This is a genomic window from Halothiobacillus sp. (genome assembly GCF_027346185.1).
In the GTDB taxonomy this organism is placed as follows: domain Bacteria; phylum Pseudomonadota; class Gammaproteobacteria; order Halothiobacillales; family Halothiobacillaceae; genus Halothiobacillus.
On the sequence record NZ_DAIESY010000028.1, the window covers coordinates 1 to 8,717 of the forward strand.

Annotated in this window: 8 protein-coding genes; 4 read left to right on the top strand and 4 right to left on the bottom strand. The window is 54.9% G+C overall.

The window, feature by feature from the left end:
* Positions 1-221: FeoA family protein (locus M7R55_RS02080; protein ID WP_298218052.1), on the bottom strand; the 221-nt coding region annotated here is incomplete at its 3' end.
* Positions 218-532 (bottom strand): FeoA family protein, encoded by a 315-nt coding sequence (locus M7R55_RS02085; protein WP_298218054.1) that lies wholly within the window; start codon positions 530-532, stop codon positions 218-220. The genes M7R55_RS02085 and M7R55_RS02080, both read right to left, overlap by 4 nt.
* Positions 533-864: 332 nt before the next feature.
* Between M7R55_RS02085 and M7R55_RS02090 the strand changes: the two genes are divergently transcribed.
* Positions 865-4,116 carry a DEAD/DEAH box helicase gene (locus M7R55_RS02090; protein ID WP_298218056.1) on the top strand — a complete coding sequence of 1,084 codons (3,252 nt, stop codon included), beginning with the start codon at positions 865-867 and terminating at the stop codon, positions 4,114-4,116.
* A 496-nt stretch (positions 4,117-4,612) separates the two neighbouring features.
* Here M7R55_RS02090 and M7R55_RS02095 read toward each other — a convergent pair whose 3' ends face one another.
* Together M7R55_RS02095 and M7R55_RS02100 are read right to left on the bottom strand one after the other, a co-directional pair.
* Positions 4,613-5,215: a class I SAM-dependent methyltransferase gene (locus tag M7R55_RS02095; RefSeq protein WP_298218058.1), complete on the bottom strand. Its 603-nt coding sequence runs from the start codon at positions 5,213-5,215 to the stop codon at positions 4,613-4,615.
* Positions 5,216-5,260: 45 nt separating this feature from the next.
* The gene (locus M7R55_RS02100) at positions 5,261-6,232 is read right to left on the bottom strand and encodes an integron integrase (RefSeq protein ID WP_298218059.1); all 972 of its coding nucleotides are present in this window, start codon (positions 6,230-6,232) and stop codon (positions 5,261-5,263) included.
* A gap of 133 nt (positions 6,233-6,365) precedes the next feature.
* On the opposite strand from M7R55_RS02100, the gene M7R55_RS02105 reads away from it, so the two are divergent.
* From M7R55_RS02105 to M7R55_RS02115, 3 genes are all read left to right on the top strand, one after another.
* Entirely contained in the window at positions 6,366-6,875 is a 510-nt protein-coding gene (locus M7R55_RS02105) for a hypothetical protein (RefSeq protein ID WP_298218060.1), read from the top strand.
* A 133-nt stretch (positions 6,876-7,008) separates the two neighbouring features.
* Complete coding sequence (locus M7R55_RS02110; protein WP_298218061.1) at positions 7,009-7,152, top strand: hypothetical protein; 144 nt, start codon at positions 7,009-7,011, stop codon at positions 7,150-7,152.
* Between the two features lie 325 nt (positions 7,153-7,477).
* Positions 7,478-8,458: a J domain-containing protein gene (locus M7R55_RS02115; protein WP_298218062.1), complete on the top strand. Its 981-nt coding sequence runs from the start codon at positions 7,478-7,480 to the stop codon at positions 8,456-8,458.
* Positions 8,459-8,717: the final 259 nt, after the last annotated feature.

Below are 8,717 nucleotides of genomic sequence, written 5' to 3' on the forward strand. Positions count from 1 at the left end.
CGGGCCTCGTCCTTACGCAGCGTCAGCGCAGAGTTGCGTACCTTGAGCTGAATAGGATCACCCAAAGGGGCCAAGCGCGTAACAGTAAAACGGGTTCCGGGCGTTAAACCCATTGCCATCAGGCGGCGGCGGTAATCGGCATTGCCAGGCGCAAACCCTTTAACCATGCCACCATCGCCGGGCTTGAAATCGAGCAGCGTAACCGTCGGCTCCTCAATCATGACTGCGCCGTAACCAGTATCTTGTGCACCATGCCTGTGCCCAGTGCAATACGCGAACTGCCGATCCGCACGATCAGCGCGCCGCCTTCACGTTGTAGGATTTCCAGTTCACTACCGGCATGAATACCCATGCCTTCCAGACGCTTGGCCAGTGCCGGATGCTCGCCCGTCAAACCCACCACGCGCACACGTGAACCGCGCGCCGCCAAACCAATGCCGAAACTGGCCGCTGGCGCAGGGCTATGCTTTGAGGACGTGTGAGGCATCTCTGGAATATTGCTCCGGGAAGACAACTGAGCGAGGGTCAACATGTTTAATTACCTCATTATACCGGGGGTTAGGAACAAACCTAATTAAGCGATTTTTAATACTTAACCAAACTGTAGCATGCAAAACCAAATGAGAACAATAGTCATTTACGTAATGTGCCGAAAAAATCATTCAGCTCCAGCCCTCCATAGCATCAACGACACTCCATAGCCTCTGCGGCACGCCCTGCATCTATACACCGGGCGATGGGCTACACAAGTATTCAACAAACTGTTATGTTCTGCGGACTGATGTCGCCTCGAAAAACCCCCATGAAGGGGTTAAAAAAAACCCGACATTGTTCCGCAATGACCCGCTGCACGATACATAAAACATGACCCGCCCGATCCATCTTCCCTTCACACTGGCCGACATCACCGACTATTTTGGCGCGCATGAAATAAAAAAAGCCCAGCCTTACATCCGTAATGCCGTTCGGCTACTGCACGTGGAAAATAGCTATATCAACGCAGAAGTGCAGGGCACAGCCAGAACCCCATATGATGTTCATATCAATTTTTATCATGATACGGGCGACAAGGTGTTCTTCGACGCGGAATGCAGTTGTCCTGTCGGCTACCAATGCAAGCACGCCGCCGCTACGCTCATCGCCGCGTTGAATTATCGGCACGCTATTCCGGGCTTGTCCCAGGAAACGCTGGCATGGCTGGATCAATGGCAGCAAAGCACGACCAATGCGGCCAAAGCCATGAAGGAAATGCTGGTTTACCTGCTTAAACCACCCTCTGGCAGAGAACTGCTTCCAAAGGTATATCTGTACAAAGTGCGGGTGGGCAAGGATGGGATAATTTTGGAGTCCGCGAAGAACTGGTACAACATTGATGGTGCGCTGCGCAAACCACCTCTTTTCATCCAGCAAGTCGACCGCTCTATTCTTCACCTCATCAACCACCAGCCCTTCGGTTTTGGCTACAACGGCTTCTCGCTGGAAAACGACCTGGGCGAGATGGCGCTCGATTTGATGTGCGACACCGGGCGGCTGTATATCGAGGAAAGCCATACGCCACTAAAACGTGGAGCAGATCGTGCAGGACGCCTGCAATGGCGCCGGGAGGGAAGCACCCTGCGCCCTGAACTCTTGGTCGAACCCGCAGCAAAACTGTTCACGCTATCGGCATTCTGGTATCTGGATGCGCGCACCGGTGAGCTGGGGCGTGTGAACGCGACCGAAGATCCAAGCCGGATCAAGCGCTTGCTCAGCATACCGCCGGTCACCGAACAGGCGTTGCCCTTGGTCGCCAAAGTGTTGGCCGAATCGGCGCCGGACCTAGCTCCACCCATCCAAAGCGAAGCCGCCGCCATCGACATCGCCCCCACGCCCGTTCTCGGTCTGCACACACTGGCAGTTCGACGTATCAACCCATACCGCAGCTATGGCGGTGTGCTCAATGGATTTGATGTGGCTGAATTTGCGTTCGACTACGACGGGATGAGGGTCGGCCCCGATGATCGCACAGGGTTGAGTCAGAACGCCGAGGGGCAGTGGATCTACATCAAACGTCAAGCAGACGAAGAAGCACGCTGGACGCGCCAGCTACGCAAATACGGCCTCATCCGCATCCCCGCCAGTGTTCTTGATGACGCGCGCGTGTTGTATGGCCTGGAAAACGAGGCGGCATGGGTTGAATTTATGATCGAAACGCTGCCAAAACTGCGCGCTGCGGGTTGGCTAGTGGAAATCCCCGACGACTTTCGCCATTTATGGCATGAGCCGGAAGGCTGGGATGCCACCGTCAACGAAGACGGTTCCGGCTGGTTCGACCTTGATCTTGGCGTGCTGATCGACGGCCAGCGGCTTGCACTCACACCCATGCTCAGTGAATTGTTCGCGCGCGAACCGCGCTGGCTGGACAGCAGCTTTATCGACGAACAGGCCGATGATGCCAGCGTGATTCTGCGCAGTCATGAGAACCTGCGCATCCGAGTTGAAGCAGGGCGAATCAAAACCATCGTACGCCAGCTCATCGACCTGTTCGACCGGCCGCAGGGCGAGGGACTGCGCCTGCACACGCTCGATGCCACCCGGCTGGCGGCGCTGCCCGAGGACATGCGACCGAATGGGTCAATACACGCACTGGAAGTGGCCCGGCGCATCCAAAGCGCAGGCGTGCCCGTAGCCGTCGAGCCACCCGAAGGGCTTGGTCTTGAATTGCGCGGCTACCAGCGCGAAGGACTCGGCTGGTTGAGCCACCTGCGCACGCTGGGTGTTGGCGGCATTCTTGCCGATGACATGGGCCTGGGGAAAACCGCGCAAACCCTCGCCTTCCTGCTGCGCGAAAAACAACAGGGTCGACTGACGCATCCGGCGCTCATCGTGCTGCCCACCTCGCTCCTGTTCAACTGGCGGCACGAAGCCGAACACATCACACCGGCACTGCGCGTACTCACCCTGCATGGCGCCAACCGCAGCACACTGTTCGATCAAATCGACACACACGACATCGTGCTGAGCACCTATCCCTTGGTGTGGCGAGACATCGAAGTACTGGAACAACACACCTGGAGCCAGCTCATTCTCGATGAAGCGCAGACAGTCAAAAACGCGTCCAGTCAGGCGGCTCAGGCCATACGGCGCATCAAAAGCGAACACCGCCTCAGCCTGACCGGCACACCGATGGAAAACCATCTGGGCGAATTATGGGCACAGTTCGATTTTCTGCTGCCCGGCTTTCTCGGCGATAAAACCGCGTTCACCCGCGCGTTTCGCACACCCATCGAAAAGCATGGCGATACCATCCGCCGCGACCTGCTCGCCCGCCGCCTGCGCCCTTTTCTGTTGCGGCGACGCAAAGAAGATGTCGCGGCAGAACTCCCGCCTAAAACCAGCATTATCCGCAGCGTGTCACTCGAAGGCGCGCAGCGCGACCTGTATGAAACCGTCCGCTCGGCCATGGATGAAAAGGTGCGCCAATCCATCGACAGCATGGGACTGGCGCGCAGCCACATCGTCATCCTCGATGCCCTGCTCAAGCTGCGCCAAGTCTGTTGCGACCCACGCCTGCTGCCCAGTCGCCAGACGGGCAAGAGCGGCAAGCACGCAGCGCAAAGCGCCAAACTCGACCTGTTGCTCACCATGCTGCCGGAACTGGTCGACGAAGGGCGCCGCATCCTCGTGTTCTCGCAATTCACATCCATGCTGGCACTCATCAGCGAAGCGCTGACCAAAGCCAAACTCGCCCACACCATTCTCACCGGCGAAACCCGTGATCGCGAAACCGTCGTGCGCCAGTTTCAGAACGGTGACATACCCATCTTCCTCATCAGCCTCAAGGCCGGCGGCGTCGGCCTCAACCTTACCGCCGCCGACACCGTCATCCACTACGATCCGTGGTGGAACCCCGCCGTGGAAGATCAAGCCACCGACCGCGCGCACCGCATAGGCCAGACCCGGCAGGTATTCGTCTACAAACTGGTGGCCGAAGGCAGCATTGAAGAGAAAATCCTCGCCCTTCAGGACAAAAAAGCCAAACTCGCCGAAGGCGTACTGAGCGGCGACGGCTCCGCACTAACCAAGTTCAGCGAAGCCGACATACAAGCATTAATGGCACCACTACCCAGCGACTGAAGGGGCGAGCAATACCAAAACCGTACGCAGACCACCTCTGAAAACGGCATCTCAAACCCACCTTGCGCAAAGGCACCGCCTCACCCCCTTTTCGCAAATGCATCGCTTTACCCGCCCCCTTTAGCAAAGGGGGCGGGGGGATTTGCCGCACCCTGTCCAAACCACCAAATCCCCCTCGATCCCCCTTTTACAAAGGGGGAAGCGCAAGATTCCAGCGTTTCAACCCCCTTTCACAAAGGCACCACCTCACCCCCCCTTTAACGCGAAGCTGGCGTAGCCAGCAAAGGGGGGCAGGGGGGATTTGTCACACCGTATCCAAACCACCAAATCCCCCTCAATCCCACTTTTACAAAGGGGGAAGCGCAAGATTCCAGCGTTTCACTCCCCCCTTTCACAAAGGCACCACCTCACCCCCCTTTTAGCAAAGGGGGGCAGGGGGGATTTGCCGAGACAAGCCCGCAGAAATACTATATTCGTACTTCCCTTGAAAACGTTTTCACTGTCTGCGCCCGACTCCGTGGCTCACATAACCCAAGCCCGAATGCCCCGATCCTTCCTCAAGCCGCGTTGTCCCTTCGGCCAGTAGCCACCATTCAATGGCGCTAAAATCATCAGCCAAATCGCTCATCGTGGTTAGCATCTCAACAGCTTTAGGCCCGCCGCTGGTGTAACCGTTCAACTGATTCGGGTGAAACTGCTCAATAATCAACCAACCGCCGGGAACCAACGCCGCCTGCATTCGCTCATGGGCTACCTTCCGTTCATCGGGCGAAAAATGCAGAAACACAGAAACTACCGCATCAAACGTGGCGACCGGCCAATCCCATGTCAACAAATCAGCACATAGCGTAGTGAGTGACACACCCCGATCAGACGCCAGGGCAGCGGATTTTTCGCACCCCACGCGGGAAGCGTCCACCGTCGTTACAGTAAAGCCCTGCTCCGCCAGCCACACGCCGTTGCGCCCCTCGCCATCGCCCACCACCAGCACCCGCGCACCGGGCGACAGGCGAAACACCTGCGAACGCAAAAAGTCATTCGGTTGCTCACCGTAAAAATAATCATCACGCGCGTATTTTTGATTCCAGAATTCAGACATGGGTTTATCTCGGGTAAAACAGGCCCTCAATAATAGAACACCCGCTCAGAAATCGAGCGGGCTGACCACCCCGCGCCCGCCTTTATTAAGCACATGCGTATAAATCATCGTCGTCGCCACATCCTTATGGCCGAGCAGCGCCTGAATCGTTCGAATATCCTGCCCACGCTCCAACAAATGCGTGGCGAACGAATGGCGTAACGTGTGCGGTGTCGCTGGTTTGGCCAGATCGGCTGCCCTCACTGCCTTTTTCATGGCGCGTTGCAACAGCTTTTCATCCAGATGATGGCGCCGCTCGGCACCACTGCGTGGATCCATCGAATAACTGCCAGAAACAAATACATACTGCCATCCCCATTCGATCGGTGCACCGGGATACTTGACCGCCAGCGCATTCGGCAAATATACGCCCGCTTTGCCAGCCCTTAAGTCATCCTCGAAAATAGCGCGGCGTTGGTTCAAATGGCTTTGCAAGGCGGGCACCAGCGATTCTGGCAACATCGTCACCCGATCTTTCGCCCCTTTGCCATCGCGGATTAAAATCTCACCCCGAGCAAAGTCCACATCCTTAACGCGTAACCGTACGCACTCCATCAAGCGCATGCCCGTACCGTACAACAGCGAAGCCATCAGACCATAAACGCCCGACATCCGATCCAACACGGCGCGAACCTCATCGCGCGAAAGCACGACGGGCAAGCGTTGAGGCCGTTTGGCGCGAGTAACATTATCCAGCCAAGGCAAATCGATACCCAGCACCTCGCGATACAAAAACAACAGTGCTGATAAAGCCTGATTCTGCGTTGAAGCGGCCACATCGCGGGAAACTGCCAAATGGGATAAAAACGCCTCGACCTCCGGCGCGCCCATGTCACGCGGGTGCCGCTTGCCGTGAAACAGGATGAACCGCCTAATCCATTGAAGATATTGATTTTCCGTGCGGATGCTGTAATGCTTGGTTCGAATCAAATCACGAACCTGATCAAGTAATTTAGGCGAAGGTGTGTTTATACTCATCCATGAAGCCCTCTATTTCTCAATCAGGCAATTAAAACAAAGGGATAGATGAATGGCAACCGTGTTATACACCTACCCTCTACCGAAATATACACCTGCCAAGGTGTATATTGCTTGTTAGGAGTGCTACCTTATGACGCTGGCAGATTGGAAGGACTTTGCGACTATTGTTGGTATTGTCATCGCCGTCTTGACCTACCTCACAAATTCGTACTTTCAGTTCCGTAACAAGCGAATTGAAAATCTGAAGAGGTACTTCGACGCACACGACCAACTGTTTAATGCAGACGGCTTCATCATGGCCAACATCAAGGAGCTTGAGGCCAACACTTACAAGCGAGATACAACTGATGAAGACATGGAAAAGAAATTCAATCGGTTTCTCGGCGATGTGGAAAAGATTGCGTACCTCACCTCTCACGGCGCAGTTCCAACGACGGTTCAGGTCTATATGTTTGGTTGGTTTGCTCAGAAGGTTCATCCGCATCTTACAAACGGAGAACGAAACAATATCTTCTGGGAGCTTGCCATCCACTACGTCGACGAACTGAAAAAGGCAGCCGATGACTACACAAAGCTCCCCAATGAGAAGCGCGAAAAATATCTAAAGAAAAACACACTCGCTTATGCAAAGTACTCCTAACCTGGCGCTCAACCTCGCTCCCTTCGGTCGCTGGACGCTGCGCGATAAAGCCGCGCAGCGCCGGTTAGCTCTACGTTAGATGCTCTTTTCCCCCGTGTAGTCAAACCAGCAGCAATTTTTAAGGAGTCGTACCGTGGCAAAGAATGAAAAAACCAGTCCATCAGTTGCTTCCAAGGCCAGCAAAGTTTTATCCAACCCGAAATCAACGCCAGCGCAGAAAAGTATTGCTGCTTCCGCACTGACACAGGCGAAGGACAAACCAAAACAAAAGAAATAATCACTTCAGCGTCCTTATTCTCACTATGGCGCATGTTGGTATTGTCATTTCCCCTGCCCGCTGCGGTGTCGCTTCGTCCGTCATGTGCGGAGCAAGCGTCTTGGCTGCGTCACCATCATGCACCAACCAGCCAACTGATCGGCACAGTAGCGGCTCCGTAGCTGGGTCGTCTGTTGCCCATCCCTCGCGTCGATGTGAATCAAGCCAGTTAATCATCACCAGTCTTGGCTTGACCGCATCTAACCCGGCGCTCAACCTCGCTCCCTTCGGTCGCTGGACGGCGCTGACGCGCCGCCGGTTAGCTCTACGTTAGGCTCCTGACCACATGGCACAGATTCACACTCACTACGACAATCTGAAGGTGGCTCGTAACGCACCGCCCGAAGTAATCCGCGCTGCATACAAAACGCTCTCGCAAAAATTTCACCCAGATCGAAACCCTGGAAATGCAGAAGCCACGCGAATCATGGCGATCATCAATACTTCATACGAGGTGTTATCCGATCCTGATAAACGCCAAGAGCATGATCTATGGGTGGCACAACAAGAGCGTGCATCTGCGAATGCGACAAAGTCAGACAATCAGGCGCAACAATCAAATACACTGATGCGACGGAATTGTGCTTCATGTGCACGAGAAACCGAACACGATGCTAAAGGTTATTGCGTAGTGTGCGGTCGTAACGCAGCCGCATCTGCAGCATATCTGAATCTGAAATCGCATAAAACACGCACTGGGAGAGCGGGTGTCATTGCACATGTTCTAAGAAATTGGCTTCTGTATGGCATCGCAACTTTTTTCGTTTGGATTTGGGCTACCGATAAGCCGAGTACCCCACCGCCAGGACCAAAACCGTATCAAGAAAATCCAGCGTCGCCAGTGCGCCCTGAATATGTAAGGCCAAGCACAGCACCAAATGGACAGCCTTGGCCAGTTTCAGCCAGTTATGTTGGCGGCTACAAGCGTTTGCACTCGGGCGGTCTCTCAACGGTTACGGTAGATAACAGCCGAAACGATTCTGACGTTTTTGTTAAGCTGGTTTCTCTGGATAGTGCGCAGGCTTATCCAGTCCGTCAGTTCTATATTCCCGCATTTGGCAGCTTCACCTTGAACAAAATTACAGCCGGAAGCTACGACATTCGCTACCGCGACCTTGGCAATGGTGGCCTGTCCCGCTCGGAGGCGTTTACTCTTGAAGAAATCCAAACTTACGACGGCGTTCAATACAGCAATATCACGATGACGCTGTACAAGGTGCAGAATGGAAACATGCAGACCTATGGCTTGTCTGAAGCGGAGTTCTGAGCCTAACAAACGCTTCGAGAGGGACGCTCCGCCAGCAAGCTTCGCTTGCTGTCTCCGCGCCCCTCAAGCTCAACGTTGGGCGTCACATGAAGGAGTACAGCGTCAGCAGGTGATTGCGGTCGGACGCGTAGATTATCGGTCTAGGAAAGGAGAATTCCATGCCCACAATTGAGTGGTCGTTAGTTGTTTTGGTCTTTGGGTTCACAATCGTCGTGTGGCAATTGATCAAAATCGGAGCCCACCTATCGCGGTTGGCGGT

Bases quoted from the DNA above. Each gene is read 5' to 3' on its own strand.
- M7R55_RS02085 (WP_298218054.1), bottom strand. From the start codon at position 532: ATGTTGACCCTCGCTCAGTTGTCTTCCCGGAGCAATATTCCAGAGATG.
- M7R55_RS02095 (WP_298218058.1), bottom strand. From the start codon at position 5,215: ATGTCTGAATTCTGGAATCAAAAATACGCGCGTGATGATTATTTTTAC.
- M7R55_RS02105 (WP_298218060.1), top strand. From the start codon at position 6,366: ATGACGCTGGCAGATTGGAAGGACTTTGCGACTATTGTTGGTATTGTC.
- M7R55_RS02115 (WP_298218062.1), top strand. From the start codon at position 7,478: ATGGCACAGATTCACACTCACTACGACAATCTGAAGGTGGCTCGTAAC.
- M7R55_RS02100 (WP_298218059.1), bottom strand. From the start codon at position 6,232: ATGAGTATAAACACACCTTCGCCTAAATTACTTGATCAGGTTCGTGAT.
- M7R55_RS02090 (WP_298218056.1), top strand. From the start codon at position 865: ATGACCCGCCCGATCCATCTTCCCTTCACACTGGCCGACATCACCGAC.